Source organism: Bacillus cereus group sp. N31 (assembly GCF_016483245.1).
Lineage (GTDB): Bacteria > Bacillota > Bacilli > Bacillales > Bacillaceae_G > Bacillus_A > Bacillus_A toyonensis.
The window spans coordinates 89,474-116,351 of record NZ_JAEHCH010000001.1; the positions used below are offsets into that span (position 1 = coordinate 89,474).

Sequence of the window (26,878 nt, forward strand, 5' to 3'; positions counted from 1 at the left end):
TATCTTTAAAAAATGCATCCCAGCTAATCACACTTAAAAATGTTAAAGCGATAATAATGAAAGCTCGCATCATTTTGAGGCCTCCTTTTGTACATAGTATATGAATACCTTACTTTGTAATGTGTCATTTTTTTACATATTATATTAATATAGATAGATGAAAGGGAGAGTGGAGATATGCTAAAAGACATGTTTAAAAGAAGAGAATTAAAATGCGTTTCATGTCAGAAAAAGATTGAATATGAAGAAGAGCTAGTTGCTTTTGTGAAGTTGCCGAAAGAAAGAAGTATATTAGTAGGTCCGTTTGATGTATGTTTAGCAAAAACGGCGCAAGAAATATATTGCAAAGCTTGTTACGACAAAAAAGCATGACCCAAAGTGAATGAGGGGCATGCTTTTTTCATTGGTGTGCTTTTCCCTCAGATACATTTTGAGTGAGGCGATACCAAAGCCAAAGGTCGTTAATAATAGAGGCTAAATCAGCTATTTCAGAATTAAGCCTACAGGAAATTTCAAAATTATCTTCGTTATTTAAACGATGTTGTTTTTGATTAATGTAATGTTCAAGCTCTTTTATACGATCAGGTATTTTTCCGCGAATTTGCTCCCATTTTAATAAAATACCATGCTGTGTTTTTTCAGAGATGTCTTCCCATTCTTCTTGTATGTTTGGCACTGCAATTCCTAGATGTTCATTGTATATAAAATACTTTTCCATAGACACACCTCCAATTTCCTGCCTCTATTTTACATAAAAAAAGAAAGAAATTCGACGAAATTGTTTGAAAAAAATTATGAATTCCCCTTGATTCATTTTATGAAAGGTGTTAAAGTTTGAATTATTATAAGAAATAATGAATATTTATTCTTTAGGGGGATGTAAAATGGAGAAGAAAAAAGTTGTATTAGCATATTCCGGAGGTCTTGATACTTCCGTTGCAATTAAATGGTTACAAGAGAAGAATTATGATATTATCGCGCTTTGTTTAGATTTAGGGGAAGGAAAAGACTTAGCGTTTGTAAAAGAAAAAGCACTTTCAGTAGGTGCAATTAAATCGTATATGATTGATGTTCAAGAAGAATTCGCGAATGAATATGCATTGATGGCGATGCAAGCACACACGTTATACGAAGGGAAATATCCTCTTGTCTCTGCATTATCTCGTCCACTTATTGCGAAAAAATTAGTAGAAATCGCAGAACAAGAAGGAGCAACTGCAGTTGCACACGGATGTACAGGGAAAGGGAATGACCAAGTTCGTTTTGAAGTTTCTATTCAAGCATTGAATCCATATTTAGAAGTGATTGCGCCTGTACGTGAATGGAAGTGGTCACGTGAAGAAGAAATTGCATATGCAAAAGAAAACGATGTACCAATTCCAATTAATTTAGATAGCCCATTCTCAATCGATCAAAACTTATGGGGACGCAGCAACGAATGTGGAATTTTAGAAGATCCATGGGCAGCGCCGCCAGAAGATGCATACGAAATGACATTAGCATTAGAAGATACACCGAATAAACCAGAGTTTGTAGAAATTGGATTTGAAGCAGGAATACCGACGACTTTAAATGGCACTTCATATTCACTGTCAGAACTAATTAAAACGTTAAATGCCCTTGCTGGAAAACATGGCGTTGGACGTATCGATCACGTAGAAAATCGTCTTGTCGGTATTAAATCTCGTGAAGTATACGAATGCCCAGCAGCAATGACGTTAATTACAGCGCATAAAGAGTTGGAAGATTTAACACACGTGAAAGAAGTAGCACATTTTAAACCGGTGATTGAACAGAAAATAACGGAACTTATTTATAATGGCTTATGGTTCTCTCCTTTAAAACAAGCGCTTCATGCATTTTTACAAGAAACGCAAAAGCATGTAACAGGTACAGTGCGTGTGAAATTATTTAAAGGTCATGCGATTGTAGAAGGGCGTAAATCTGAATACTCGTTATATGATGAGAAATTAGCTACGTATACTGCCCAGGATGAATTTAATCATGATGCAGCAGTTGGATTCATTTCATTATTCGGTTTACCGACGAAAGTATACAGTCAAGTGAATCAAAAGAAGGTGGAAGCGTGAGCAAACTTTGGGGCGGACGTTTTACAGAAGAAGCGGAAGCGTGGGTTGAAGAGTTTGGAGCGTCCATCTCCTTCGATCAACAATTAGTCAATCAAGATATAAATGGGAGTATTGCACACGTAACGATGCTAGCAAAGCAAGGGATCGTTACGAAAGAAGAAGCCGAGAAAATAAAGCTAGGTCTTCAATATTTATTAGAAGAAGCGAAACAAAATAAGTTACATTTCTCAGTTGAAGCTGAGGACATTCATTTAAACATTGAAAAGATGTTAATTGAAAAAATCGGTGAAGTGGGAGGGAAACTTCATACAGGCCGAAGCCGTAACGACCAAGTGGCAACAGATATGCATTTGTATATAAAAGAAAAGGTAGAAGATATTATAAAAGCTACAAAACAATTGCAAACTGTTCTTGTTCATCAAGCAGAAAATAATATTGAAACAATTATGCCTGGCTATACGCACTTGCAACGTGCGCAGCCTATATCATTTGCACATCATATTCTTGCTTACTTTTGGATGTTAGAGCGCGATGTGAATCGTTATGAAGATTCGTTAAAACGCATTAACATTTCACCACTCGGAGCAGGAGCGTTAGCTGGGACGACATTCCCGATTGACCGAGAATATAGTGCGGAGCTTCTCGGATTTAATGGCATCTATGAAAATAGTTTAGATGCGGTAAGCGATCGTGATTTCATACTGGAGTTTTTAAGTAACTCATCTATGCTCATGATGCACTTATCACGCTTTTGCGAAGAACTTATTTTATGGAGTAGCCAAGAGTTTCAATTTATTGAAATGAGCGATCAATACGCAACGGGAAGCAGTATTATGCCGCAAAAGAAAAATCCGGATATGGCGGAACTAATCCGCGGTAAAACAGGCAGAGTATACGGTAATTTATTCAGTTTACTTACAGTAATGAAAGGATTACCGCTCGCGTACAATAAAGACTTACAAGAAGATAAAGAAGGAATGTTTGATACAGTAAAAACAGTAGAAGGATGCCTTCATATTATGGCAGGCATGCTGGAAACGATGACTGTAAACAAAGAAAAAATGGGGCAAGCTGTGACCCAAGATTTCTCTAACGCAACAGAAATTGCGGACTACTTAGCAAGTAAAGGACTGCCATTCCGTCAAGCTCATGAAATTGTTGGGAAGTTAGTTCTACATTGCACACAAAAAGGAATTTATTTATTAGATGTCCCACTTGAAACATATAAAGAAATGAGCTCTTTATTTGAAGAAGATTTGTATGAAGTTCTTTCACCATATGCGGCTGTAAAGCGCCGTAATAGTGCTGGTGGGACAGGGTTTGAGCAAATCAAAAACGCTTTGGAGAAGGCGAAGGGGTTAACGAAAGAAGTTATTAAGAATTGAGTTGGGAAGTACGCCAGTCTATTAAAGTCTGGCGTACTTTATTTTTTATTAGCATTTAAGTTACGATGTAGTAAAAAATAACAATTTAAGGGAAATCTATGAAAAAAATAGTGTTTATCATTGTATTGTTAATTAGCTTAATTGCAAATGCTAAAGTGTTTCTTTTGGACAAATATATGTATGTTGGTGAAAAAGAAAAGCGAGAAGAAGCAATTATCGCAACGATGTGGCATTTGCAAGATAAAGGATATAAAGAAAGTGATATTTTATATATAAAACCGGCCTTTTATAGCAAAATGGATTCGTATGGTATGAATGTGCAGTTTAAAGATGAACCAAATGAATCATATACATATAGAGTTTTAAAAGATGCGAAAACAAATAAACTAACTGTACACCAAGATAGCAATGAGCCAGGTGGTATGGGCGGGAAGCAACAAGAGCTTAAATAAAGAAAGAAAACGACTGATGGCATTCGCCTGCAGTCGTTTTTCTTTTAATCATACTTATGTCGATCTTCCGTAATTCGAATATACTCAATATCCATCAAATCTCGCAGTAATGCACCGTTACTTAGTTCAATTCCATGTGTCTCTTTAAAATGTGTACGAATCGTATCTAACATTTCGATTTCTTTCCCATTCACATCTAAAATAATACGTTCAGAATCATCCATGTAGCATCCTCCTTTTCTAAACACATATATTTTGTCCGTCTATTTCTAAAAAATGTATGTTAACGTAATGTTAGGAAATAAGAAAGGGATGGAAAATGAGACGTATTTATTTTATAGGGCTAATTTTGTACACATTAATTGTATTACATGTTGCATTCCCAAATATCTTTTCATTTGAGGATGTAGAAACAGTACACGTTGCGATATTTATTTTTGCTCTATTTGTAGTAGATTGCTTTATTTCTATATGGCTTTCGAAAAGAAAAGATATACAAGGAAAAAAAGAAATGGAACGGGAAAAGAGAAAACGTTCATTTTGGATGATGACGTACTGTTTATCTTTAGTACTTACTGCTGCTTTTTTTAGTGAGCATATTCCATTAGAAAGATTAAATATTGGTTTTGGAGCGTTCGTATTTGCATATTATTTTTTTATGCACTTTCTTCCTTATATGAAAGAAAAGCGAGGAGAAGAGGAAGATCCGCTTGTAGAAGAAGCGAGAGAGCAAGAGCATGAAAGAATAGAAGAAGATATAAAGAAACTTGGAGAACAAAAATGGTATTTGAAATCCAAAATCATATATGTTCTTTGCTTCATTACACCACCAATCGGTTATGTATATGTTTTCTTACTTCGTAAAAAAATGACAGAAGATGCAAAGCAAACATACTTAACGGTTGCGACGATCATGATGGCGCTATGGTCTTTGAAGTTCCTACCGCCATATGTGTTGGCAGTAGCTGTTGTAGTGGTTGTTTGTCTTGTATTTATAGTGAAGTATGTGAAATGAAGAAAAACAAGAGCCTGTGTTATTAAACTAACAGATAGATTAAAGTAAGAAATGTTATACTATAATCTGCTTATTCAGTAATAATAGGAGGGATAATAATGGTTCAATCAATAGTTCATATCGCATTAGTAGTAAAAGACTACGATGAGGCAATAGAGTTCTATACAAAGAAACTAAATTTCACACTAGTCCAAGATATATATCAGCCAGAGCAAAACAAGAGATGGGTAGTGGTATCACCTCCTGGTTCAGTCGGCACCACAATATTACTGGCTAGAGCATCTAAACCGGAGCAAGATTCTTTTATTGGTAACCAGTCAGGTGGCAGAGTTTTTCTTTTCTTAAATACTGACGATTTTTGGAGAGATTATAATGAAATGATTTCAAGAGGAATAGAATTTGTAAGAGAGCCGAAAGAGCAAGAATATGGAATAGTTGCAGTATTCAAGGATTTATACGGGAATTTATGGGATTTGTTGCAACTAAAAGACGACCATCCAATTGCTCAAAGAATTAAGTAGAATACAGTGTAAACTTGATTAAACAATCAATTGAAAAATGAGGATTTTAAAATCCATGCAAGAATAGAGAAAAAACAGAGCAGACTTATTCCTATGAATAAAGGCATGTCGTGAAAAAAAGGAGTGGATTACCCACTCCTTTTTCGTTTATTATCATTGTTTAACAACATGTATTTATTGTTCATTCGGGCCTCGAACTTAATTTTCCGTATCCTTCGGTAAAACATGTGGACTCGGTGTTTTATTTATGAATTAAAGATCACCTTGCTCCTCATCACCACGAACAACAAGGACATCGCATTTCGCATAGCGAATAATATGTTCAGAGACGCTACCAATTAGGAAACGTTCAACAGCATTTAAACCAGTTGCACCACACATAATTAAATCTACTTTATGGTTTGGAGCGATTTCTTTTGAAATTTTAGATTTAGGATTACCAAATTCTAATACAGTTTCAATTTTTTCAAGGCCAGCTTCAAGCGCAGTTTTTTTGTAGTCTTCTAATAAGTCTTCTGCAAATAGATTTGCACGTTCAGCAATTGCGCGGCTATAAGCTTCTACTGCTGAGTATGCTTTTACATCAACGATATGAGCAATTGTTAATTTTGCATTGTTTCGTTTTGCGACTTGAATTGCTTTTTTAAAGGCTTTTTCTGCTTCTTTAGAACCGTCCACCGCGATTAAAATATTTGTATATGTATTATTCATAGTAAATTCCTCCCAATCATTTTTATTACCTTTTACAACTTTATTATAAAACAAATTTTGGTAATGTGCTTGTCGGAAACGTTACAGAATTTTGAAAACTCTGTTTCAATTCATTTTAGTTGTAATTGGTGCGAGAACTTGTTACATATGAACTATAGCAATTTAAAAGGGGGCAGTTTTGTGAGACATGCGCTCATTACAGCCGGTACGAAAGGTTTAGGAAAGCAAGTAACAGAAAAATTATTGGCTAAAGGCTATTCAGTAACAGTAACATATCATAGCGATATAACGGCTATGGAAACGATGAAAGAAACATATAAAAATATGGAAGAGCGTCTACAATTCGTGCAAGCGGATGTCACGAAAAAGGAAGATTTACATAAAATGGTAGAAGAAGCGATGAGCCGTTTTGGCAAAATTGACTTTTTAATTAATAATGCTGGTCCATATGTATTTGAACGGAAAAAGTTAGTCGATTATGAAGAAGAAGAATGGAATGAAATGATTCAGGGCAATTTAACAGCGGTATTTCATTTATTAAAACTTGTCGTTCCGGTCATGAGAAAACAGAACTTTGGCCGTATTATTAATTACGGATTTCAAGGGGCAGATAGTGCACCGGGATGGATTTATCGCTCAGCTTTCGCGGCAGCAAAAGTAGGACTTGTTTCATTAACGAAAACAGTTGCTTACGAAGAAGCGGAATACGGTATTACTGCAAACATGGTATGTCCTGGTGATATTATTGGTGAAATGAAAGAGGCGACAATTCAAGAAGCGCGCCAGCTGAAAAGTCATAACACACCAATTGGTAGATCTGGAACAGGTGAAGATATCGCAAGAACGATTTCGTTTTTATGTGAGGACGATTCCGATATGATTACCGGTACAATTATTGAAGTGACTGGTGCAGTGGATGTTATTCATAGACATCGATAGAACAAAATAAAATGGAGTTTTAAATAATTGGACAGTTTATCCTTCATACTAAGAGATGCGGATAATACTGTCCTTTCATGTAATATTAAATCTATCGGAAAACTTGTGTTGTTTTTTTGTCAAATATTGAGATATTATGTTAGAATATAAGGGCGTAGAAAGCGCTTTAAAAAATGATTCAGGGGTCATTTCATAACTCAAGGGGGAACTAATAATGCGTATCGGTATTCCAACAGAAATTAAAAACAATGAAAACCGTGTGGCAATGACGCCAGCGGGAGCAGTACATTTAGTACAAAATGGTCATGAAGTTTTTGTTCAAAAAGGAGCAGGTTTAGGATCTGGCTTTACAGATGAAGAATACGTACAAGCTGGTGCGAAACTTGTTGAAATTGCTGAAGAAGCATGGAACCAAGATATGGTTATGAAGGTAAAAGAGCCAGTTGCAAGTGAATACGGTAATTTCCGCGAAGGTTTAATTTTATTCACATACTTACACTTAGCTCCAGAACCAGAATTAACGAAAGCATTAATTGATAACAAAGTGGTATCAATTGCATATGAAACAGTACAATTAGACAATCGTTCTTTACCATTACTTGCACCTATGAGTGAAGTAGCTGGTCGTATGTCTGCACAAATCGGTGCACAGTTCCTTGAGAAAAACAAAGGTGGTAAAGGTATTTTACTTGCAGGCGTTCCAGGGGTGAAACGCGGAAAAGTAACAGTTATCGGTGGTGGTCAAGCTGGTACAAACGCAGCGAAGATTGCAGTAGGTTTAGGTGCAGATGTAACAATCATCGACTTAAGCGCAGAACGTCTTCGTCAATTAGATGACATTTTCGGTAACCAAGTAAAAACGTTAATGTCTAATCCTTACAACATTGCAGAAGCAGTAAGAGAATCTGATCTTGTTATTGGTGCGGTATTAATTCCAGGTGCAAAAGCGCCAAAACTTGTAACAGAAGAAATGATTCAATCAATGGAACCAGGTTCTGTCGTTGTAGATATTGCGATTGACCAAGGTGGTATTTTCGAAACAACTGACCGTATTACAACTCATGACAACCCAACTTACGAAAAACATGGCGTTGTTCATTATGCAGTTGCAAATATGCCAGGTGCGGTTCCACGTACATCAACTCTTGCATTAACAAACGTAACAGTACCATATGCAGTACAAATTGCTAACAAAGGCTATAAAGACGCTTGCTTAGGCAATTCTGCATTACTAAAAGGTATTAACACATTAGATGGATATGTAACATTCGAAGCAGTTGCAGAAGCACACGGCTTACAATACGCTGATGCAAAAGAGCTTCTTGAAAAAGCTCCTGCTTTATCATAATAGAGATACATTAGAGACCTTCCTCTTATGAGGAGGGTCTTTTTTTAGGGAATAATATGTAAAAAATTGTTACTTATTGATGTTAATAGATATTAGTTGTGATAATTTAGAATTATAAAATAAAAAGAGGGGATTCAATGGGGAGAAAAAATAAGAAGAAAAAGCAAGCTAAGAGACAAAAATATATAAAGAAAAAACAGGAACAGAACATTCCAACTTCAAAAAAAATAGTCATTATGATAGAAAAAACGTTTCGGTATGTTTGTATGGTTCTGTATGTGATTTTGTGTATGGGTTCATTTGGGGTGCTTTACAGTTTTGGGATAACCCCGAATATTATTGAGAGTATTTTAGAGGTTATACTTGCCGTAATAGAATTAGTTTTATTCGTTATATTCTTTGATACAGTATGGCCTAGTCATGAAAGTAAGAGGGATAGGAAAAGAAAAAAGAGAAAGAAATCTTCATACGCTTCAAGTTCATCAAGTGGATTTGGTGGCTACAGTAGCAACGATTGTAGCAGCTCAAGTGATGGTGGAGGAGATTGCGGAGGTGGAGGAGACTAAGTTGTTTTTTCAGAAGAACGACTAATGAAAGGATGAGACGAAAGATGGAAACTGTGAATTTAATCGAATTAACAAAGGGCATTCAAGATCAACATAAAAACTTCGTCGTTTCAAATGTAAATAGTCATTGCTTACGAATCGCTGTATTTACTGGTGAATATGATTGGCACTATCATTCTAATTCGGATGAGTTATTTATTGTTTTAGAGGGAGAATTACTTATCGACTTTCAAGACGGAGAAACAGCGGTTTTAAAGCCGAATGATTCTATCTTAATTCCAGCATGTACGATTCATAGAACGAGAGCATTCAAGAGAACTGTAAATCTTTGTTTTGAAAATATAGAGGCTGATACGATTATAGTGGAGCAATTATGAGGGAATTGTCTGTAGCCCAGTATAGAAAAATACTTTCGATTTTAGAAAGTAATACAAGAACCACAACTTTTGCTTATGCAGTATGTGATCAAACGATAGATGGTAGGGTTTTTGCAAACGAGGAGTTAACAGCAGGACTAATTATCACAGCTAATGGCATTTATTATTTATTTGGTAATACGCAAGAGAAAAGTTATAACGAAGATGTATTTTCGTATATAAAAACGGCCATTGAAAAAACAGAGAAGAGATTTACATTGTTCACTTCGAGTGAAGAATGGGAAATGATGTTAGAAGAGCGTTTTAGTAATGTGCTTCGGAAAATTCCGCGAATGAAATTTCAAAGAGTAACCTTTGAAGAGAGAAAGCGAGATTGTAACAAAAATACATATGAAGTGAAGCGTATTGATAGAAGAGATATAGAACGAAGTAATGAATTTACACAGGCGTATTATAAAGAATATTGGGGATCAAATGAAGCATTTTTGAATGATGGTTTTGGATTTTGTATAGAACAAAATGGGATGACTGTAGCGGAATGTGTTTCGATATTTAGTGGGAATGGATTTGCTGAAATTGATATCGTGACGCATGAAGCGTATCAAGGGAAAGGGTTAGCTCAAGCTGTCGCGACACGTTTCATTGAACATTGTATACAAAATGATATTACACCGTGTTGGGATTGTTATGTAGACAATATTCCTTCGCAAAAATTAGCTAGTAAATTAAGTTTTCATCATCCAATAGAATATGGTTTGTTTGTACGTAAGAGAATGGGGGAATGAAAATGAATGTGGAGTTAACGAGATTTAAAGTGAAAAAAGGTAAAAGTCATCGTGTAGATGAATGGATGCAGCTTCTTAATGACAATATGAAAGAAGTGCTGTTGACACTAAACGACGAGAAAATGTACGTAGAGACAATTTTCCGGGAAATAAGAGATGGAGAAGAATACTTATATTGGTATTCTGTGCAAGGAGAAGGCGGGGCTCTTGTCGAAAATTCTCATCATGAAATTGATAAAAAGCATGTAGCGTTTTGGTATGAGTGTATTGATGAAGAAGCACCGTCTGTTGATATGAAAACAGAAGTTGTTATGATTCAAGATGTTGTGAAGGAAGCGATGAAATAATAGAATAGTGTTTTTGGAGAAGCACATTAAAATAGATGTGCTTTTTATTATGCAAAATTTTAAAAAAGAATAGCTGTATTTAGATATTTTTAAGTGAAAATAAAGGGGGATTTCAAGAGCATTTTAGGACAAACTATAATGAAAAGACCTACCAATATACGGTGTAGTCGTAACAGGAAAAACAGAGGATTTACAAAGTTTACAAGAGTTACCGTATATTAAGGCTGCTGTTAGAGGTGTAACGGTTGAGAAATATTGATTACAAGTAATTAATGTGAATAATCAGAAAATTTATGTTATAATATGGGAAAAGGAGGTTTATATGAGGCAAATACATGGAGCAATTTATATTTACATAACAATGTTTTTCGTGGCGATATCCTATGGATTGGGGCACGTGTATTCGCATCCTATACTAACTTTTTTAAGCGGAGCATGTATGGCGTTTGCGCTTCTTGTCCACCTTTTCTCAGTTTGGATCGTAAAATTTCAATTAAATATTAGTGAAATAGAAGAAGGCACTTTTTAAAGGGCCTTCTTTTTTAGTAATATTGGCGAAGTCCTTGTAGTAATTTTTCAATTTCGTATTCAGTTTCCTTACATATAGATATTGTACGTAATCTGAAAAATAAGCTACGTAAGAAAGCTTTTATATTTCCGTATAGAAATTCGTATGATTCAATATGTAGCGTTGATTTTTGAACTTGTAATTGAGTTGCTAAATCACGAAGGGCTAATATGAGTACTTCTTCCTTTAGGCCATTTTGCAGCATTGCGACAATTGGATAAACGAGACGCTCATCTTCTTCGTATTTGTAATAGATGGAATGAACACAAACTTTGTTTAATAAAGTTTGTAATATTTCTTCGTAATATAAATTTTCCAGTTTAGGACTATTCACAAGCGCTTCAAATGTATCAGAAGCATGAGCGACACTATGCGCCCAGCCACGTTCTTGGACATAGCCTCGTAAGTCGTGCTCTTTGTTCATATATAAAATTAATTGATCTTTTACATTTAATATATCAGTCTGTGATAAGAAATTATGATTTGTATCCGCATCAATAATGAGCGCAATTAATAATGTCGTAAATGCACGGGTAAATACCGCATCTTCGTCATCCGAATGAATCTTATACAATAAATATTTATCACTGATGCTTTCTAATAATAGTTTCTGCAAGTGTGAGTGTGAAATATAGCCCTTCTTGATGAGATGATAAAAAGTAGAGTAAATAAGTTTATCCCTTAAATAACTATCAGTAACACCGATATGTTCAAGCATATTGGAGCTTAAAGAATCAATATGAATTGTGTTGTCCAGTATGTAATTATTATTACGAATTTCTTCTAACTGTTGTTGTAACATATAAACCTCCTATTTTAGAAAATTCTGCATTTTAATAATATAATAAAAGGAAGAAATAGACAATAAAGTGAAGCTTTAATCAGTGGGGGGTTCATCCCCCAACTAACTTCTTTGCTTTCACCGAATTTTGAGGTTGGGGTCTTACTGCCCGTTACTGCGGGATAAATAAGTGCTTTTGAATGGAGGGCATTATGAAGAGAGTATTATTCTTTTTTATAAGTATTTTCTTTTTAGGAAGTTGTTCGATTTCGTATGTTACTTTTTCTAGCGAGAGCAAAAGTTGGACGGGGCAATATAAAGGGCATATTAAGGATGACAGTGAAGATGGAATATTTACGTTTCAGTATAAGGGCGGAGATGGAAATACAGAATTTAAAAATTTGGAGATTTCTATTCATGGGACCTTTAGTACAATGACAGAAACGTCAGAAGTTCATAAAGGAGCAAGGATTGAAATGAAATCTTCTTGTGTAAGTTGTGCGCCTCTATCTAAAGATGAACCGATAGAGATTGTGATTAAATGGGATGATAAGTATGAAGAGAAGATGGTTTTAAAGCGGAAATAGCAAACATAGAGTGAGGGATAAAAATGAGTAGGAATATGAGAGTTTCTATGTATATATTTTTTAGTGTATTTCTAATCATATTATCAGCGTGTACTACAAAACAAGTAGAGGTAAAAAAAGTACCTGAAGAAGGGTATGTCATAGTAAGAAATGATTCGGTATTTTTTGTCGGTGATAAAACGTTTAATACAAAAGTAGAGTTGCAACATTATATAGAACAACAAATGAATAAAGAACATCCATCAGATATAGTGTTGAGCTTTAAGGAGAAAAACGCATCTAATCAATTAAAAACAGGAGATAAAATAAAAGTATGGTCTTCTCACATACTTGAAAGTTACCCAGGACAAATGATTGTAGAGAAATTTAAAGTAGTAGAAAAATAGAAAAAGGCAGCAATTAAGCTGCCTTTTTCTTATTTTACAAATTGTAATTCTTTCGGGAATTTCGTTAAAATTTCTGATCCGTCTTTTGTGATGTAAATATCATCTTCAATACGAACGCCACCTACGTTTGGTACGTAAATACCTGGTTCGATTGTGAAGACCATACCTTCTTTTAATAGAGAATCGTTGCCTTCTTTTACATCTGGATATTCGTGAACGCTAATTCCAAGTCCGTGACCAAGTCGGTGCGGGAAGAAGTCTCCGTAACCTGCATCCGCGATAACAGAACGAGCAGCATTATCAATTGCGCCAAGTGTAACGCCTGGTTTACATGCTTCAACTGCTTGTAGTTGTCCAGCAAGTACAGTGTTGTAAATGCGAGTTTGTTCTTCAGAAAGTTCACCGAATGCTACTGTACGTGTAATATCAGAGCAATAACCGTCAATAATTACGCCTAAATCAAATAGTACGAAATCGCCGCGCTTCATTTTGTTAGCACCTGGAATACCGTGTGGAAGAGCAGAGTTAGCACCTGCTAATACCATCGTATCAAATGACATTTTATGTATGCCTTTTGTTTTTAATTCGTGTTCAATAATTGCTAATACTTCTAGTTCGCTGCGGTTTTCTTTAATTGCATTTACCCCAACTTCAACAGCATAGTCTGCCATTTTAGCTGCTTCACGTAAAATAGAAAGTTCTTTTTCATCCTTAATTAAACGAAGCTCGCGAACTTTTTCCTCTGCTGATTTGAAAGCTGCATTTGGGAATAATTTTGTTAATTCTTCGTAACGTTCTACGTTTAAATGTTCTTTTTCAATTGCAACTGCATTTGCATTGATGCCACGGTCTTTAATTGCTTTTGCAATCATATCCCATGGTCTGTCAGTATCAGTAAATCCGATAATTTCATGTGCCCATCCAGCGTTACGTGCTTGGCCTTCTTCCATTTTAGGGCAAATTAAAATAGGCTCTTTTTCTTGGAATACAAACATACCAAGTAGTCTTTCGTGTGGTTCACAGTGGAAGTTTGTCATGTAGAAAACGTTTGGTGTAGAAGTTAAGAACGCGGCTTCTACGTTTTTTTCTTTTAGCCAGTGCATTAAATTTTCTAATCTAGCATTCATCGATTGGCACCCCCGAGATATTTAATTACAAATATAACTTTACCTCGGAAGAAAGCGTTATGACAAGTAAATAGATGTTAGAAAAGACAGGGAATTGAAAAATCATGTAGAATAAAAAGTGAGAATGTGAATAGGGGAGGAATGTAATAATGAAAGTATCTTATCATGGGCATTCAGTTGTAAAGATTGAAACGAATGGAAAAGTGATTTTAATTGATCCATTTTTAACGGGAAATCCGAAAACAGATTTAAAGGCTGAAGATGTAAAAGTAGATGCAATTCTTTTATCGCACGGTCATGGTGATCATGTTGGAGATACAGTAGAGCTTGCGAAGAAAAATAATGCAGTTGTTGTGGCGCCATTTGAACTAGCGACATTTTTAAGTTGGCAAGGTGTAGAAACACATCCGATGCATATTGGTGGTTCACATGAATTTGACTTCGGAAAAGTGAAGTTTACACAAGCATTCCACGGCTCTAGTTATATTGATGAAGAAAATAAGACGATTACATATACAGGTATGCCAGCGGGTATTTTATTTACAGCAGAAGAGAAAACGGTTTACCATGCAGGGGATACGGCTCTATTCTCTGATATGAAGTTAATTGGGGAACTGAATGATATAGATATAGCGTTTTTACCAATTGGTGATAATTTCACAATGGGACCAAAAGATGCTGTTTTAGCAGCAAAATGGATTCATGCGAAAACTGTTGTACCGATGCATTACAATACGTTCCCAGTTATTGAACAGGATCCATATCAATTTGTAGAAAAACTACAAAATTGTACAGGGAAAGTATTAGAAGTTGGAGAAAGTATTACGCTATAAAACAGATACCCTTCATTTGAAAAGACAAGTGAAGGGCTTTTTATGCGTGTAGTACAGCTTTTAAAGTCTGTATTTGTTTAGTTGACTCTTCTCTTTTTGAACGTGGCTGTTCAGGAGTTTCATTCAAATCCATTGCAACTTTTTTCCCATCTACACAAGCTAAAAATACTGCGCCTATAACCTCTAAAATTTTTTTCATCATGTATTCGCTCCTTTGTTTCATTTCTTGTCTTAATTGTATATGGAAGTGTGTGGACGAACTATCGAACGAGATGACAATAGCATTACATTGTTGTAATGGAATGACTAGTGGAATGTAAGGGTCATTTTGTTATAAAAAAAATAGTACAGATATACAAAGAGAGAGTGTAACAGTTTTGAAAATATAGTATACTGGGAATACAACACATGAAGAATTTAGGGAAAAGAAAGTATGGTGAAACCATTTGGCTACCAAACATAATCAAATTTTAGAACATATTAATAGCCTACCGGTAGGGCATAAAATTTCTGTAAGGCAAATTGCGAAAGATTTGAGTGTAAGTGAAGGGACAGCTTACCGTGCGATTAAAGATGCAGAAAATAAAGGATATGTTAGTACAATTGAACGTGTCGGAACAATTCGAATTGAACAAAAGAAGAAAGAGAATATCGAAAAACTAACATATGCAGAAGTCGTTAACATTGTCGATGGTCAAGTACTTGGAGGCAGAGAAGGACTACATAAAACATTAAATAAATTCGTAATCGGGGCTATGAAATTAGAAGCGATGATGCGCTATACAGAAGCGGGGAACTTGCTTATCATCGGGAACCGTACGAATGCACATCAATTAGCATTAGAAACAGGGGCCGCTGTATTAATTACAGGTGGATTTGATACAGAAGAGCATGTGAAAAAGTTAGCAGACGAATTGAAGTTGCCAATTATTTCGAGTAGCTATGATACATTTACGGTCGCAACGTTAATTAACCGCGCAATTTATGATCAACTTATTAAGAAAGAAATTGTACTCGTTGAAGATATTTTAACACCGATTGAAGAAACACTATATTTAAAGCCTAGTGATATCGTGCAGAAATGGCATGAGTACAATGAAGAGACGATGCATGGACGTTATCCAATTGTGGATGAAAATAAAAAGGTGTTAGGTATCGTAACTTCGAAAGATATGATTGGTGTTGCGAAAGATACACCAATTGATAAAGTGATGACGAAACACCCTATTACGGTAAATGGAAAGATGTCTGTCGCAGCTGCAGCGCGTATGATGGTATGGGAAGGTATTGAATTACTTCCTGTTGTGGAAGATGGAAATAAATTGCAAGGTATCATTAGTCGTCAAGATGTACTTCAGGCATTACAGATGATTCAGCGTCAACCGCAAGTTGGTGAAACGATTGATGATATTGTAACGAATCAATTTATGACGCCGAAAGAAGCAAAAAATGAGCATTTGTATCAATTTTCAGTGACACCACAAATGACGAATTCAATCGGAACATTATCTTACGGTGTATTTACAACAATTGTGACAGAAGCAACAAACCGTGTCATTCGTGCTCAGAAGAAGAGTGATTCAATTGTTGAGAACTTAACAATTTATTTTGTAAAGCCGGTTCAGATTGATAATGTTGTATCCGTTCATCCGAAAGTATTAGAAATTGGCCGTAAATTTGGTAAGGTTGATGTAGAAGTACACCATGAAGGTAATGTTGTTGGAAAAGCATTACTTATGGTGCAATTGATTGATAAATAAAAAGATGGAACAAATCGTTTTGATTTGTTCCATCTTTTTTTTATGTAGAGAGTGATTTATATAATATTAAATGACAGAATATTAATTTATTTAGATGGTAGACTATGTTACAATTATATTGTAAGAAAATGGATTTTGAGGAGGCGGTATGCAATATGTCATCAGAAATAATCTTCTTTGGTGGTATCGCACTATTTTACTTTCTTGTAATGATACCGATCCAATATTTATATTTACAAGGTTTACATGAAAAAAGGAAACGTACAGGATTATCTCAGCGAGAACTATATGAAAAAATGTCTTTTGAAGAGGAACAATTACATTTTCATGTGCAAGGCAACCTATTTAATATACCTTCTGCGTTTGTTGCATATATGATTTTAAAAAGTAGAGGACGTAAAAAAGCATCACAATGGTGATGCTTTTTTACGTTGCTTCATATGCTTCTGCTTCTTTAACTGCTAATGGAAAGAAATGTTTATATTGGCGAAATCCATTAAATGCACTCGCACTACCAAATAGAACGAATAAAACACCGACGATCATACGAGCGGTTGAAAGTTCTAAAAAGAATTGGTTTATCCCGAAGAATAAGACGAATGAACCGAGTGCCATTGCGGATTTTCCTGAGAGCCAACCTTTTTCCATTGGGCGGTTTGTACGAAAGTATTTTGTTTTGTAGAAGAGGTACAACATAAATGAGACGATAATACAGAAGACTAATACTGGCATAATGCACACTCCCATCGCTTTGTGAAAATTATAGTGAAGAAAAAAGAAATATCTAAACTTTCTAATTTTTATTATAAAGCAATTGTTCGCATGTATGAAATACTTTCCGTTATAATGGAGGATAAAGTGAAGAAGTTGAATAAAAAGGAGATTATACATATGCATGAGCAAATTTTAGGAGCAATTAAAGAATTTGAGACAATTATTATTCATCGTCATGTGCGTCCGGATCCAGATGCGTTAGGTTCACAAGGCGGTCTTGGTACGATTTTGCAAGAATCGTTTCCAGAGAAAAATATTTATACGGTTGGGTACAATGAACCGTCACTAGCATACTTACGAGTAATGGATAATATTGAAGATAGCGTATACGAAAATGCACTTGTTATCGTTTGTGATACTGCGAACCAAGAACGTGTTGACGATCAACGCTATACAAAAGGGAAGATGTTAATCAAAATTGATCATCATCCAAATGAAGATCCGTACGGAGATATTACGTGGGTAGATACGACAGCAAGTTCTACAAGTGAAATGATTTATGAGTTTTATAACTATGGAAAAGATAAAGGATTAAAAATAACAAAAGAAGCAGCTCGCCTTATTTTAGCGGGGATTGTTGGAGATACAGGTCGTTTCTTATTCCCGAATACAACAGCAAAAACACTCCTTTACGTAAGTGAGCTTGTTGATATGGGTGTGAAATTCACAGATTTATACAATGAAATGTATAAGACAAAAGAAAAAATCGCTCGTTTAAACGGTTATATTTTACAAAACTTTACGATGGTAGAAGAAGGAGCAGCTTACATTAAATTAACGAAAGAAGTATTAGAAGAATTTGATGTACTTCCTTCTGAAGCATCTGGTGTTGTTGGAGCGCTTGGTAATATTGACGGATTAAAGGCATGGGTTCTATTTTTAGAGGAAGACGATGTAATTCGTGTTCGCCTTCGTTCAAAAGGGCCAGTTATAAATAAATTAGCAATGCAATATAACGGCGGAGGACATCCGATGGCTTCTGGTGCAAAAGCATCTTCTTGGGAAGAAGCGGATCGTCTGTTTGCTGATTTACGTGATATTTGTAAATAAGAGAGTATATGTTAAAACGAAAAGAAGGAGTGGCACTTAAGCCCTCCTTCTTTATTTTTCTTTCTCTATATCAATACTAATTTCAAGTACAGTATCAAAAGAAATTGTATCGACTTTAAAGCGGTATATACGATCGTAATGTTTATACGTTTTGTTTTCGATTGCTTTTTTGAGTAGGTCTTTATTTTTTGCGATACTTTGAATGTTTTTCGTTAAAAGATGCTGGAGGTCATTATGGATAGAAGTGGTCATATTTTCGAGTGTTAGATTGTCTAAATCATATTTTTCTCGATTTATTATTTTTATTTTAATCTCTTGAATTGTTAAGAGACGTTTATTTTCTGTGTTCAACTTTTCTTGATCTTCGAGAAGGACGTGGAGCTTTGCTTCTTGTTTTTCTATAATTTCTCGTTGCTCTGCTATTTTACTAGATTGTTCTTCTTGAAAAACACCGTATATGTACAAAAAAATAAACCAGCTCAACACGCCTCCAACAGCAGCACCAGCTAAAACTAAGTACCATCTTTTTGCTGTATTGGCACTTGGCACTCTCATACATGTTCCTGCGTTAGCCATTTAATAATAATAAGACCTGTTTGCATACCGCCAGTTGCGAAAAAAATAAGGAGAATTTGTTTTACGATATCTTTCATATCTCCGCCAAAGAAGCTTCTTTCAAAGCTATAAAAGGTATCAAATGTTCCGCCGATTGCTGCAACGAGTGCCCAAATTCTTAAATTTTGGGCGAATTGATTAATGTAAGTTAGAGCTGGTTTTCCGATAAGAAACGCACCAAATCCACCAATTAATGAACCGCCAAGTATAACCCCAAAGGCAATAAAATAACTAATAATAAGCAGAGAGAAAAAAGTATGTTCTCTTACATCCATCGTCATTCCCCTTTCTTCTTCATATATATGGACAAAGTATGAGAAGTATGTTTTGATTTCCGCTTTCCTCATCACCTATAATGAAAGTAGTCAAATAGGTAAAGAGAGGGTACAACAGTGAAGTTTGTGCATTTACAATGTCAAACCGTTTTTAGTTTATTAAAAAGTGCTTGTAAAATTGATGAGCTTGTAGTCAGGGCGAAAGAGCTTGGTTTTTCATCGTTGGCTATTACGGATGAAAATGTTATGTATGGCGTTATTCCGTTTTATAAAGCATGTAAGAAACATGGTATACAGCCTATTATCGGCTTAACAGCTTCTATTTTTAGTGAAGAAGAAGAAAAGTCTTATCCGCTCGTCTTACTTGCTGAAGATGAAATAGGCTATCAAAATTTATTAAAGATTTCTAGTAGCATTATGACGAAGTCAAAAGAGGGTATTCCGAAGAAGTGGCTTGCGCATTATGCGAAAGGATTAATTGCTATTTCACCAGGTAAAGATGGGGAAATTGAACAATTATTATTAGAAGACAAAGAGGATCAGGCGGAAGAAGTAGCTTGTACATATCAAAATATGTTCGATAATTTTTATATGAGTTTGCAGCATCATGCGATTCAAGATGAACTGCTCCTGCAAGAAAAATTACCTGAATTTATTAGTAAGGTAAATGTCCCAGTCGTTGCAACAAATGATGTGCGCTATATCAATCAAAGTGACGCGCTCGTTCACGAATGTTTACTATCAGTTGAAAGTGGAACGAAAATGACTGATCCAGACAGGCCGAGGCTCAAAACGGATCAATATTATTTAAAGTCATCGGATGAAATGGAAGCACTATTTTCTCACACGGAAGAGGCGATTTACAACACTGTAAAAATTGCAGAACGTTGTAAAGTAGAAATACCGTTTCATGTAAATCAATTACCGAAATTTCCTGTTCCATCTAACGAGACGAATGATACTTACTTACGCCGTGCTTGTGAAGAAGGCTTGCATAAACGTTATGGTACGCCAAAAGAAGTGCATATAAAGCGTTTGAATCATGAACTAAACGTCATTTCTAGTATGGGATTTAGTGATTATTTTCTCATCGTATGGGACTTTATGAAGTATGCACATGAAAATCATATTTTAACAGGACCAGGCCGTGGATCGGCAGCTGGCTCACTCGTTTCGTACGTATTAGAAATTACAGATATTGATCCGATTGAATACGATTTGTTATTTGAAAGATTTTTAAATCCCGAACGTGTGACCCTTCCGGACATTGATATCGATTTTCCAGATATAAGACGTGATGAGATGATCCGATATGTGAAAGATAAGTATGGTCAGCTCCGCGTGGCGCAAATTGTAACGTTTGGGACGCTTGCAGCGAAAGCAGCAATTAGAGATATTGCTCGTGTAATGGGACTTCCGCCGCGAGACATTGACATATTTTCAAAACTTATTCCATCAAAGCTTGGTATAACGTTAAAAGATGCATATGAAGAATCACAATCACTCCGTGAGTTTATACAAGGGAATCTTCTTCATGAGCGTGTGTTTGAAATTGCAAAACGTGTAGAAGGCTTACCTCGTCATACGTCTATTCATGCCGCTGGCGTTATTATGAGTCAAGAACCGTTAACGGGTAGTGTAGCAATTCAAGAAGGACATAACGATGTTTATGTTACGCAATATCCTGCTGATGCATTAGAAGAACTCGGGTTGCTCAAGATGGACTTTTTAGGCTTACGTAATTTAACGTTACTTGAAAATATTATAAAGTTTATTGTGAAAAAAACGGGGAAAGAAATTGATATAAGGAATTTACCTCTCCAAGATGAAAAGACGTTCCAATTGCTAGGAAGAGGGGATACAACGGGGGTATTCCAGCTTGAATCAGGTGGTATGCGAAATGTACTTCGCGGATTAAAACCGAATGAGTTTGAAGACATTGTCGCTGTTAACTCGTTATACAGACCAGGACCGATGGAGCAAATCCCAACCTTTATTGAATCGAAGCATGGAAAAAGAAAAATTGAATATTTACATCCGGATTTAAAGCCGATTTTAGAAAGAACATACGGTGTAATTGTATACCAAGAACAAATTATGCAAATTGCATCGAAGTTAGCAGGATTTTCGCTCGGAGAAGCGGATTTATTACGCCGAGCAGTGAGTAAAAAAAATCGTGATATTTTAGATCAGGAACGTCAGCATTTCGTGCAAGGTTGTTTGCGAAACGGATACGATGAGACATCAGCAGATAAAATTTACGATTTAATTGTAAGATTTGCGAATTACGGTTTTAACCGAAGTCACGCTGTAGCTTACAGTATGATCGGATATCAGCTTGCCTACTTAAAAGCGAATTATACGTTGGAATTTATGACAGCATTATTATCAAGTGCAATTGGAAATGAAGATAAGATTGTGCAGTATATACGAGAAACGAAGCGGAAAGGTTTCCACGTTTTGCCACCGTCACTTCAGAAGAGTGGTTACAACTTCCAAATAGAAGGGAATGCGATACGTTACAGCTTACTTTCAATTCGAAATATCGGAATGGCTACAGTGACGGCATTGTTAGAAGAACGAGAGAGCAAAATGTTTGAGGATTTATTTGAATTTTGTCTTCGTATGCCAGCGAAGTTTGTAACAGAACGAAATTTAGAGGCGTTCGTCTGGTCGGGATGTTTTGACGATTTTGGTATTTCGAGAACGAATTTATGGAAAAGCCTTAAAGGAGCGTTAGAGTACGCAAATCTTGCCCGTGATTTAGGGGATGCTGTTCCAAAATCAAAATATGTACAAGGAGAAGAGCTCTCTTTTATTGAACAGTTAAATAAAGAAAAGGAAGCACTTGGCTTTTATTTATCAAGCTATCCGACAGCGCAGTATGTGAAGTTAGCAAAAGAATTAGAAATTCCATCTCTCGCTCAGGCGATGCGAAATAAGAAAAAAGTACAAAGGGCTATCGTGTATATAACAAGTGTGAGAGTCATTCGTACGAAAAAATTGCAAAAGATGGCGTTTATTACATTCTGTGATCAAAATGATGAAATGGAAGCGGTTGTTTTCCCGGACACGTATATACATTTCTCAGACAAGTTACAAGAAGGGGCAATTGTTTTAGTTGACGGTACGATTGAGCTAAGAAATCATAAGCTGCAATGGATTGTAAACGGACTATATCCGTTAGAAGAAATGGATGTTTATGAAGAAAAGAAAGATGCATCTGTTTACGTGAAATTGCCGTCTCAGTATGAAAAAAAGCTTTTGAATCAGGTTACAAAAATATTGTTTGACTATTCGGGTTTTGCGAAAGTACTAATTTATTATGAAAAGGAACATAAAATGGTACAATTATCTCGAAGTTTATCGATTCATCCAAGTGAAAAATGCTTAGGAACACTTCGTGAAATTGTCGGGGAAGAGAATGTAGTTGTGAAAATATAATGGACAATTTCCCTACACTTCGATTATTATAGTAGTAGTGTTCGTGGTCAGACCACTTGGAGAAATTGATACCAGCTAGAATAATTTGAGGAGAGTGGATAGTTTGTCAACACTTCGTGAAGAAGCACTTCACATGCATAAAGTGCATCAAGGAAAATTAGAAACTGTATCAAAAGTAAAAGTAGAAAATGCAAAAGATTTAAGTCTTGCATATTCTCCAGGGGTTGCAGAGCCTTGTAAAGAAATTTATGACGATAAAAGTAAGGTATATGAATATACGATGAAGGGAAATATGGTAGCAGTTGTGACGGATGGAACGGCTGTACTTGGTCTTGGTAACATTGGACCTGAAGCATCTCTTCCAGTAATGGAAGGTAAAGCTGTATTATTCAAGAGCTTTGCTGGTGTAGATGCATTCCCAATCGCCTTAAATACAAACGATGTAGATAAAATTGTTGAAACTGTAAAATTAATGGAGCCAACTTTTGGCGGCGTTAACTTAGAAGATATCGCAGCACCAAACTGCTTCATTATTGAAGAACGTTTGAAGAAAGAAACAAATATTCCTATCTTCCATGATGATCAACACGGAACAGCTATCGTAACAGTAGCGGGCCTTGTGAATGCGCTGAAATTAGTTGGAAAGAAAATGTCTGACATTAAAGTTGTCGCAAATGGCGCAGGTGCAGCAGGTATTGCAATTATTAAACTTTTATATCGCTATGGAGTACGCGACATTATTATGTGCGACCGTAAAGGTGCAATCTATGATGGTCGTCCTACTGGTATGAATCCAGTGAAAGATGAAGTTGCAAAATATACAAATAAGAATCGTATAGAAGGTTCTTTAGCTGATGTTGTACAAGGTGCGGACGTATTCATTGGTGTATCTGCAGAAGGTGCATTAACAGAAGAGATGGTTCGTACAATGAATGACAATGCGATTATTTTTGCAATGGCGAATCCGGTTCCGGAAATTATGCCAGAATTGGCAAAAGCAGCGGGCGCAGCTGTTGTTGGAACAGGTCGTTCTGACTTCCCGAACCAAGTAAATAATGTACTAGCGTTCCCTGGTATTTTCCGCGGTGCACTTGACGTACATGCGACACAAATTAACGAAGAAATGAAGATGGCAGCTGTACAGGCTATTGCTGAGCTTGTAGCAGAAGATGAGTTGAATGCAGACTATATCATTCCGGCACCGTTTGACGCGCGTGTAGCGCCTCGAGTGGCAGCTTACGTTGCGAAAGCAGCAATGGAGACAGGAGTAGCTCGTCGTCAAGTAGATCCAAATGAAGTTGCTGAGAAAACAAAACAATTAGCGCTGATTGGTAAAGAATAAGCGAGGAATTTCCATTGACATCATCAAATACAAAAGTATATCTCGAAATTGTAAAAAAAATCCGTTCCATTATGGAAGAGGATGGATTGGTAGCAGGGGATCGTTTGCCGTCTGAGCGGGAGCTAAGTTCACGCTTAAACGTAGGACGCTCATCTGTAAGAGAAGCATTGCGTGCTTTAGAACTGGTAGGGTTAATTGAAACGAGACGGGGTGAAGGGACGTTTATTCGAAACTTTTACGATAACGGTCTTGTACAACTAATTGCTCCGTTTCTATTGCAAGATGAGAAAACAATTCGTGATTTATTACAAACAAAACGATTGCTTGAGAAAGATATGATTCGAATTGTATGTAATTTACCGAAAGAAACATTTTCTAAAGTGCTAAGTAGATTACAGAAAGTGCTTGAAGAAAATGAAAGTTCGATTCCAATGCTTCACCAAACGTTCTTTAAAACACTAATTGAACAAGTCGATAATTATTTACTATATCGCATTTGGATGATCGTAAATGATTACGTAGCAACTCTTTCTTGTAAAGTTTCAGGAGATTCTATCGATATGTATAGAAAGCTTTATGCTACTTTGGAAGAAAAACAAGAAAATGATGCACTAAAAATTTACGATGAATTAGTAGAGAATATACAGTTTCACTCGTAATGTATAAAATTTGTCGAAATGACCATGACACGTTATGACAAACATTCTACCGCATAGCGGTTAAAGTTAAACGTAAAGAGAGAGGTTATTAGACAGATTGAGAAGATAAGGCTAACATCAAACATTGGTGTTAGCCCCATTTTCTTCTTACGCTAACCTTAGCTCTCAACGAAGGGGGTCAAATTGTGCTAAGAGATTTATTCGTGAAAAAGAAAAAGTATGCTGCAATACCTTCAGAACAAGTACGAAAAGATGTACCAGATGGCGTTATGACAAAATGTCCGAAATGTAAAAAAATCATGTATACGAAAGAACTTCTGAAAAATTTAAAAGTATGTGTGAACTGTGGATATCATCATCCTATGAATGCATGGGAGCGCCTTGATAGTATATTGGATGAAGGGTCATTCCGTGAGTATGACAAAGAAATGGTTTCATTAAATCCACTCGAGTTTCCAGGATATGAAGAGAAATTAGAGAACGATCGTAAGAAGACTGAATTGAATGAAGCGGTTGTAACTGGTGAAGGAACAATTGATGACATGCTTGTTGTTGTTGCAGTAATGGATTCTCGTTTTCGAATGGGGAGCATGGGCTCTGTTGTAGGAGAAAAAATTGCCCGTGCGGTTGAAAAGGCATACGACTTACAAGTTCCATTTATTATCTTTACTGCTTCGGGTGGTGCCCGTATGCAAGAAGGTATATTAAGTTTAATGCAAATGGCAAAAACAAGCGTAGCTTTGAAAAAGCATAGTAATGCAGGAGGGTTATTTATTTCTGTTATGACTCACCCAACGACGGGCGGGGTTTCAGCGAGTTTTGCTTCACTTGGTGATTATAATCTTGCAGAGCCAGGTGCACTTATCGGATTTGCTGGTAGACGTGTAATTGAACAAACAGTGCGTGAGAAACTACCGGAAGATTTCCAAACGGCAGAATTTTTACTAGACCATGGTCAATTAGATGCGGTTGTGCATCGTGATGATATGAAAGAATCACTTCGTAAGATTTTAGAAGTTCATCAAGGAGGGGAAATGGCTGTATGGCAGAGCTAGAATTTGAAAAACCAGTTGTTGAGCTAAGAAATAAGATCCGTGAACTGAAAGACTATACGAAAAACAGCCAGATGGACTTCAGTGAGGAGATTCGTATTTTGGAAGACAAGCTAGAAAATTTAGAGGAAGATATATACGGCAATATGAAAGTATGGGACCGTGTGCAAATTGCTCGTCATGCAGAACGACCGACAACGCTCGATTATATTGAGCACTTATTTACTGATTTTTTTGAATGTCATGGAGATCGCCTATTTGGCGATGATGCAGCGATTGTCGGCGGCATTGCGAAATATAAGGGGATGCCTGTAACTGTAATTGGGCATCAGCGCGGAAAAGATACGAAAGAAAATATTCGTCGTAATTTTGGGATGCCTCATCCAGAAGGATATCGAAAAGCACTGCGTCTCATGAAACAAGCGGAAAAGTTTAATCGTCCTATTATTTGTTTCATCGATACGAAGGGAGCTTATCCTGGTAAAGCAGCTGAAGAACGTGGACAAAGTGAAGCTATTGCCCGCAATCTATTTGAGATGGCAGGTTTAACGGTACCAGTTATTTGTATCGTTATCGGTGAAGGCGGTAGTGGTGGTGCGCTAGGTCTTGGAGTAGGAGATTACATTCATATGCTAGAAAATTCCACTTATTCTGTTATTACACCAGAGGGTGCAGCGGCAATTCTTTGGAAAGATGCAGGAAAAGCGAAGGAAGCTGCAGAAGCAATGAAAATTACAGCAGCAGATTTGAAAGAATTAGGTGTAATTGATGAAATTATTCCAGAGGCAAAAGGTGGAGCTCACCGTAATCTTTTAAAACAGTCAGAAAATATAGACTTAATGATTAGAAAAACTTTTGAACAATTAAACGGAATTTCGAAAGATGAATTAATCGAAAAACGTTATGAAAAATATATGAAAATTGGGCAAGTTTCGTTTTCAAACGCTTCCATTGGGATAAAATAAGAAAAGCGTGCGTTCCTCTTCGCGAATGCACGTTTTTATTATGAAAAGACACATCTTCTCCATTGTGTTTTTATATTTTTTCGTGTTATTTTATTATAAGGCAAATAATCTTTATGAGGTGAGT

General features: G+C 36.1%; 33 protein-coding genes and 1 pseudogene. 25 read left to right on the plus strand and 9 right to left on the minus strand.

All coding sequences use genetic code 11. The features are described from left to right. The first annotated feature begins 177 nt into the window (after positions 1–177). Positions 178–372: a hypothetical protein gene (locus tag JDS81_RS00500; RefSeq protein ID WP_000910296.1), complete on the plus strand. Its 195-nt coding sequence runs from the start codon at positions 178–180 to the stop codon at positions 370–372. Between the two features lie 28 nt (positions 373–400). Here JDS81_RS00500 and JDS81_RS00505 read toward each other — a convergent pair whose 3' ends face one another. Then, positions 401–718, minus strand: a complete 318-nt coding sequence (locus JDS81_RS00505) for a hypothetical protein (RefSeq protein ID WP_000417202.1) — start codon at positions 716–718, stop codon at positions 401–403. Positions 719–884: 166 nt separating this feature from the next. Between JDS81_RS00505 and JDS81_RS00510 the strand changes: the two genes are divergently transcribed. The 3 genes from JDS81_RS00510 (at position 885) to JDS81_RS00520 (ending at position 3,927) form a co-directional block, all read left to right on the plus strand. Further along, complete coding sequence (locus tag JDS81_RS00510) at positions 885–2,090, plus strand: argininosuccinate synthase (protein ID WP_097952268.1); 1,206 nt, start codon at positions 885–887, stop codon at positions 2,088–2,090. Continuing rightward, complete coding sequence (gene argH / locus JDS81_RS00515) at positions 2,087–3,475, plus strand: argininosuccinate lyase (RefSeq protein WP_097952270.1); 1,389 nt, start codon at positions 2,087–2,089, stop codon at positions 3,473–3,475. The genes JDS81_RS00510 and argH overlap by 4 nt, the downstream gene beginning before the upstream one ends. A 98-nt stretch (positions 3,476–3,573) precedes the next feature. After that, positions 3,574–3,927 (plus strand): DUF3139 domain-containing protein, encoded by a 354-nt coding sequence (locus JDS81_RS00520; protein ID WP_097952272.1) that lies wholly within the window; start codon positions 3,574–3,576, stop codon positions 3,925–3,927. Positions 3,928–3,971: 44 nt separating this feature from the next. Here JDS81_RS00520 and JDS81_RS00525 read toward each other — a convergent pair whose 3' ends face one another. Next, entirely contained in the window at positions 3,972–4,151 is a 180-nt protein-coding gene (locus JDS81_RS00525) for a hypothetical protein (RefSeq protein ID WP_000342762.1), read from the minus strand. 95 nt (positions 4,152–4,246) lie between these two features. Between JDS81_RS00525 and JDS81_RS00530 the strand changes: the two genes are divergently transcribed. Both JDS81_RS00530 and JDS81_RS00535 read left to right on the plus strand, forming a co-directional pair. Next, positions 4,247–4,942 carry a hypothetical protein gene (locus tag JDS81_RS00530; RefSeq protein WP_097952274.1) on the plus strand — a complete coding sequence of 232 codons (696 nt, stop codon included), beginning with the start codon at positions 4,247–4,249 and terminating at the stop codon, positions 4,940–4,942. Positions 4,943–5,040: 98 nt separating this feature from the next. Beyond that, positions 5,041–5,463 (plus strand): VOC family protein, encoded by a 423-nt coding sequence (locus tag JDS81_RS00535; protein WP_000250789.1) that lies wholly within the window; start codon positions 5,041–5,043, stop codon positions 5,461–5,463. 252 nt (positions 5,464–5,715) lie between these two features. Here JDS81_RS00535 and JDS81_RS00540 read toward each other — a convergent pair whose 3' ends face one another. Next, entirely contained in the window at positions 5,716–6,174 is a 459-nt protein-coding gene (locus tag JDS81_RS00540) for a universal stress protein (RefSeq protein WP_001066671.1), read from the minus strand. Positions 6,175–6,321: 147 nt separating this feature from the next. Between JDS81_RS00540 and JDS81_RS00545 the strand changes: the two genes are divergently transcribed. From JDS81_RS00545 to JDS81_RS00580, 8 genes and pseudogenes are all read left to right on the plus strand, one after another. After that, the gene (locus tag JDS81_RS00545) at positions 6,322–7,113 is read left to right on the plus strand and encodes an SDR family oxidoreductase (RefSeq protein ID WP_033659421.1); all 792 of its coding nucleotides are present in this window, start codon (positions 6,322–6,324) and stop codon (positions 7,111–7,113) included. Positions 7,114–7,327: 214 nt separating this feature from the next. Beyond that, positions 7,328–8,461, plus strand: coding sequence for an alanine dehydrogenase (gene ald, locus JDS81_RS00550; protein ID WP_097952276.1), 1,134 nt, complete (start codon positions 7,328–7,330; stop codon positions 8,459–8,461). 137 nt (positions 8,462–8,598) lie between these two features. Then, positions 8,599–9,027, plus strand: coding sequence for a hypothetical protein (locus JDS81_RS00555; protein ID WP_097952278.1), 429 nt, complete (start codon positions 8,599–8,601; stop codon positions 9,025–9,027). Positions 9,028–9,071: 44 nt separating this feature from the next. Beyond that, a complete protein-coding gene (locus JDS81_RS00560; protein ID WP_000450949.1) occupies positions 9,072–9,404 on the plus strand; it encodes a cupin domain-containing protein in 333 nt (110 codons plus the stop codon). Beyond that, entirely contained in the window at positions 9,401–10,189 is a 789-nt protein-coding gene (locus JDS81_RS00565; protein WP_001208749.1) for a GNAT family N-acetyltransferase, read from the plus strand. The genes JDS81_RS00560 and JDS81_RS00565 overlap by 4 nt, the downstream gene beginning before the upstream one ends. Positions 10,190–10,191: 2 nt before the next feature. Further along, the gene (locus tag JDS81_RS00570) at positions 10,192–10,536 is read left to right on the plus strand and encodes a DUF6176 family protein (RefSeq protein WP_002060104.1); all 345 of its coding nucleotides are present in this window, start codon (positions 10,192–10,194) and stop codon (positions 10,534–10,536) included. 142 nt (positions 10,537–10,678) lie between these two features. After that, positions 10,679–10,795 (plus strand): annotated as a pseudogene (locus tag JDS81_RS00575) (anti sigma factor C-terminal domain-containing protein); the annotation flags it as partial. Positions 10,796–10,858: 63 nt separating this feature from the next. Beyond that, positions 10,859–11,065 (plus strand): hypothetical protein, encoded by a 207-nt coding sequence (locus JDS81_RS00580; protein WP_001248905.1) that lies wholly within the window; start codon positions 10,859–10,861, stop codon positions 11,063–11,065. Between the two features lie 13 nt (positions 11,066–11,078). Here JDS81_RS00580 and JDS81_RS00585 read toward each other — a convergent pair whose 3' ends face one another. After that, complete coding sequence (locus JDS81_RS00585) at positions 11,079–11,906, minus strand: DUF2785 domain-containing protein (protein WP_000941466.1); 828 nt, start codon at positions 11,904–11,906, stop codon at positions 11,079–11,081. A 191-nt stretch (positions 11,907–12,097) separates the two neighbouring features. Between JDS81_RS00585 and JDS81_RS00590 the strand changes: the two genes are divergently transcribed. Further along, positions 12,098–12,472, plus strand: a complete 375-nt coding sequence (locus JDS81_RS00590; protein WP_142312467.1) for a hypothetical protein — start codon at positions 12,098–12,100, stop codon at positions 12,470–12,472. Positions 12,473–12,495: 23 nt separating this feature from the next. Next, positions 12,496–12,858: a DUF3221 domain-containing protein gene (locus JDS81_RS00595; RefSeq protein ID WP_097952280.1), complete on the plus strand. Its 363-nt coding sequence runs from the start codon at positions 12,496–12,498 to the stop codon at positions 12,856–12,858. A 29-nt stretch (positions 12,859–12,887) separates the two neighbouring features. Here the strand turns inward: JDS81_RS00595 and pepQ are convergent, their stop codons facing one another. Continuing rightward, positions 12,888–13,985 carry a Xaa-Pro dipeptidase gene (gene pepQ / locus JDS81_RS00600; protein WP_097952282.1) on the minus strand — a complete coding sequence of 366 codons (1,098 nt, stop codon included), beginning with the start codon at positions 13,983–13,985 and terminating at the stop codon, positions 12,888–12,890. A 149-nt stretch (positions 13,986–14,134) separates the two neighbouring features. Here pepQ and JDS81_RS00605 point away from each other — a divergent pair, with 149 nt between their 5' ends. Continuing rightward, entirely contained in the window at positions 14,135–14,818 is a 684-nt protein-coding gene (locus JDS81_RS00605; RefSeq protein ID WP_097952285.1) for a metal-dependent hydrolase, read from the plus strand. Positions 14,819–14,858: 40 nt separating this feature from the next. Here the strand turns inward: JDS81_RS00605 and JDS81_RS00610 are convergent, their stop codons facing one another. Next, complete coding sequence (locus JDS81_RS00610) at positions 14,859–15,020, minus strand: hypothetical protein (protein WP_000976100.1); 162 nt, start codon at positions 15,018–15,020, stop codon at positions 14,859–14,861. 244 nt (positions 15,021–15,264) lie between these two features. Here JDS81_RS00610 and JDS81_RS00615 point away from each other — a divergent pair, with 244 nt between their 5' ends. Both JDS81_RS00615 and JDS81_RS00620 read left to right on the plus strand, forming a co-directional pair. Further along, a complete protein-coding gene (locus JDS81_RS00615) occupies positions 15,265–16,578 on the plus strand; it encodes a DRTGG domain-containing protein (RefSeq protein ID WP_000201581.1) in 1,314 nt (437 codons plus the stop codon). Between the two features lie 155 nt (positions 16,579–16,733). Continuing rightward, positions 16,734–16,997 (plus strand): DUF3949 domain-containing protein, encoded by a 264-nt coding sequence (locus tag JDS81_RS00620; protein ID WP_000093555.1) that lies wholly within the window; start codon positions 16,734–16,736, stop codon positions 16,995–16,997. Positions 16,998–17,004: 7 nt separating this feature from the next. Here the strand turns inward: JDS81_RS00620 and JDS81_RS00625 are convergent, their stop codons facing one another. Then, positions 17,005–17,310, minus strand: coding sequence for a YtpI family protein (locus JDS81_RS00625; RefSeq protein WP_001144779.1), 306 nt, complete (start codon positions 17,308–17,310; stop codon positions 17,005–17,007). 159 nt (positions 17,311–17,469) lie between these two features. Between JDS81_RS00625 and JDS81_RS00630 the strand changes: the two genes are divergently transcribed. Continuing rightward, positions 17,470–18,402 (plus strand): DHH family phosphoesterase, encoded by a 933-nt coding sequence (locus JDS81_RS00630; protein WP_000545153.1) that lies wholly within the window; start codon positions 17,470–17,472, stop codon positions 18,400–18,402. 51 nt (positions 18,403–18,453) lie between these two features. Here JDS81_RS00630 and ytrI read toward each other — a convergent pair whose 3' ends face one another. Together ytrI and JDS81_RS00640 are read right to left on the minus strand one after the other, a co-directional pair. After that, positions 18,454–18,957 (minus strand): sporulation membrane protein YtrI, encoded by a 504-nt coding sequence (ytrI, locus tag JDS81_RS00635; protein WP_001265738.1) that lies wholly within the window; start codon positions 18,955–18,957, stop codon positions 18,454–18,456. After that, entirely contained in the window at positions 18,954–19,367 is a 414-nt protein-coding gene (locus tag JDS81_RS00640; protein ID WP_002034291.1) for a YtrH family sporulation protein, read from the minus strand. The genes ytrI and JDS81_RS00640 overlap by 4 nt, the downstream gene beginning before the upstream one ends. Before the next feature lie 42 nt (positions 19,368–19,409). On the opposite strand from JDS81_RS00640, the gene dnaE reads away from it, so the two are divergent. The 5 genes from dnaE to accA all read left to right on the plus strand — a co-directional run bounded on the left by dnaE (position 19,410) and on the right by accA (position 26,754). Next, positions 19,410–22,736 carry a DNA polymerase III subunit alpha gene (gene dnaE / locus JDS81_RS00645; RefSeq protein WP_000673710.1) on the plus strand — a complete coding sequence of 1,109 codons (3,327 nt, stop codon included), beginning with the start codon at positions 19,410–19,412 and terminating at the stop codon, positions 22,734–22,736. Between the two features lie 133 nt (positions 22,737–22,869). After that, positions 22,870–24,078, plus strand: a complete 1,209-nt coding sequence (gene ystJ / locus JDS81_RS00650) for an NADP-dependent malic enzyme (RefSeq protein WP_162148121.1) — start codon at positions 22,870–22,872, stop codon at positions 24,076–24,078. A gap of 14 nt (positions 24,079–24,092) precedes the next feature. After that, a complete protein-coding gene (locus JDS81_RS00655; RefSeq protein ID WP_000204451.1) occupies positions 24,093–24,737 on the plus strand; it encodes a FadR/GntR family transcriptional regulator in 645 nt (214 codons plus the stop codon). A gap of 185 nt (positions 24,738–24,922) precedes the next feature. After that, a complete protein-coding gene (gene accD, locus JDS81_RS00660) occupies positions 24,923–25,792 on the plus strand; it encodes an acetyl-CoA carboxylase, carboxyltransferase subunit beta (RefSeq protein WP_000942864.1) in 870 nt (289 codons plus the stop codon). Next, positions 25,780–26,754: an acetyl-CoA carboxylase carboxyl transferase subunit alpha gene (gene accA / locus JDS81_RS00665; protein ID WP_000818790.1), complete on the plus strand. Its 975-nt coding sequence runs from the start codon at positions 25,780–25,782 to the stop codon at positions 26,752–26,754. The genes accD and accA overlap by 13 nt, the downstream gene beginning before the upstream one ends. Positions 26,755–26,878 lie beyond the last annotated feature (124 nt).

Excerpts from the sequence above, each read along its gene's own strand:
- JDS81_RS00500 (WP_000910296.1), top strand. The coding sequence starts at position 178 with ATGCTAAAAGACATGTTTAAAAGAAGAGAATTAAAATGCGTTTCATGT.
- JDS81_RS00505 (WP_000417202.1), bottom strand. The coding sequence starts at position 718 with ATGGAAAAGTATTTTATATACAATGAACATCTAGGAATTGCAGTGCCA.
- JDS81_RS00510 (WP_097952268.1), top strand. The coding sequence starts at position 885 with ATGGAGAAGAAAAAAGTTGTATTAGCATATTCCGGAGGTCTTGATACT.
- JDS81_RS00520 (WP_097952272.1), top strand. The coding sequence starts at position 3,574 with ATGAAAAAAATAGTGTTTATCATTGTATTGTTAATTAGCTTAATTGCA.
- JDS81_RS00525 (WP_000342762.1), bottom strand. The coding sequence starts at position 4,151 with ATGGATGATTCTGAACGTATTATTTTAGATGTGAATGGGAAAGAAATC.
- JDS81_RS00530 (WP_097952274.1), top strand. The coding sequence starts at position 4,247 with ATGAGACGTATTTATTTTATAGGGCTAATTTTGTACACATTAATTGTA.
- JDS81_RS00535 (WP_000250789.1), top strand. The coding sequence starts at position 5,041 with ATGGTTCAATCAATAGTTCATATCGCATTAGTAGTAAAAGACTACGAT.
- JDS81_RS00540 (WP_001066671.1), bottom strand. The coding sequence starts at position 6,174 with ATGAATAATACATATACAAATATTTTAATCGCGGTGGACGGTTCTAAA.
- JDS81_RS00545 (WP_033659421.1), top strand. The coding sequence starts at position 6,322 with ATGAACTATAGCAATTTAAAAGGGGGCAGTTTTGTGAGACATGCGCTC.
- ald (WP_097952276.1), top strand. The coding sequence starts at position 7,328 with ATGCGTATCGGTATTCCAACAGAAATTAAAAACAATGAAAACCGTGTG.
- JDS81_RS00555 (WP_097952278.1), top strand. The coding sequence starts at position 8,599 with ATGGGGAGAAAAAATAAGAAGAAAAAGCAAGCTAAGAGACAAAAATAT.
- JDS81_RS00560 (WP_000450949.1), top strand. The coding sequence starts at position 9,072 with ATGGAAACTGTGAATTTAATCGAATTAACAAAGGGCATTCAAGATCAA.
- JDS81_RS00565 (WP_001208749.1), top strand. The coding sequence starts at position 9,401 with ATGAGGGAATTGTCTGTAGCCCAGTATAGAAAAATACTTTCGATTTTA.
- JDS81_RS00570 (WP_002060104.1), top strand. The coding sequence starts at position 10,192 with ATGAATGTGGAGTTAACGAGATTTAAAGTGAAAAAAGGTAAAAGTCAT.
- JDS81_RS00580 (WP_001248905.1), top strand. The coding sequence starts at position 10,859 with ATGAGGCAAATACATGGAGCAATTTATATTTACATAACAATGTTTTTC.
- JDS81_RS00585 (WP_000941466.1), bottom strand. The coding sequence starts at position 11,906 with ATGTTACAACAACAGTTAGAAGAAATTCGTAATAATAATTACATACTG.
- JDS81_RS00590 (WP_142312467.1), top strand. The coding sequence starts at position 12,098 with ATGAAGAGAGTATTATTCTTTTTTATAAGTATTTTCTTTTTAGGAAGT.
- JDS81_RS00595 (WP_097952280.1), top strand. The coding sequence starts at position 12,496 with ATGAGTAGGAATATGAGAGTTTCTATGTATATATTTTTTAGTGTATTT.
- pepQ (WP_097952282.1), bottom strand. The coding sequence starts at position 13,985 with ATGAATGCTAGATTAGAAAATTTAATGCACTGGCTAAAAGAAAAAAAC.
- JDS81_RS00605 (WP_097952285.1), top strand. The coding sequence starts at position 14,135 with ATGAAAGTATCTTATCATGGGCATTCAGTTGTAAAGATTGAAACGAAT.
- JDS81_RS00610 (WP_000976100.1), bottom strand. The coding sequence starts at position 15,020 with ATGATGAAAAAAATTTTAGAGGTTATAGGCGCAGTATTTTTAGCTTGT.
- JDS81_RS00620 (WP_000093555.1), top strand. The coding sequence starts at position 16,734 with ATGTCATCAGAAATAATCTTCTTTGGTGGTATCGCACTATTTTACTTT.
- JDS81_RS00625 (WP_001144779.1), bottom strand. The coding sequence starts at position 17,310 with ATGCCAGTATTAGTCTTCTGTATTATCGTCTCATTTATGTTGTACCTC.
- JDS81_RS00630 (WP_000545153.1), top strand. The coding sequence starts at position 17,470 with ATGCATGAGCAAATTTTAGGAGCAATTAAAGAATTTGAGACAATTATT.
- ytrI (WP_001265738.1), bottom strand. The coding sequence starts at position 18,957 with ATGAGAGTGCCAAGTGCCAATACAGCAAAAAGATGGTACTTAGTTTTA.
- ystJ (WP_162148121.1), top strand. The coding sequence starts at position 22,870 with ATGCATAAAGTGCATCAAGGAAAATTAGAAACTGTATCAAAAGTAAAA.
- accA (WP_000818790.1), top strand. The coding sequence starts at position 25,780 with ATGGCAGAGCTAGAATTTGAAAAACCAGTTGTTGAGCTAAGAAATAAG.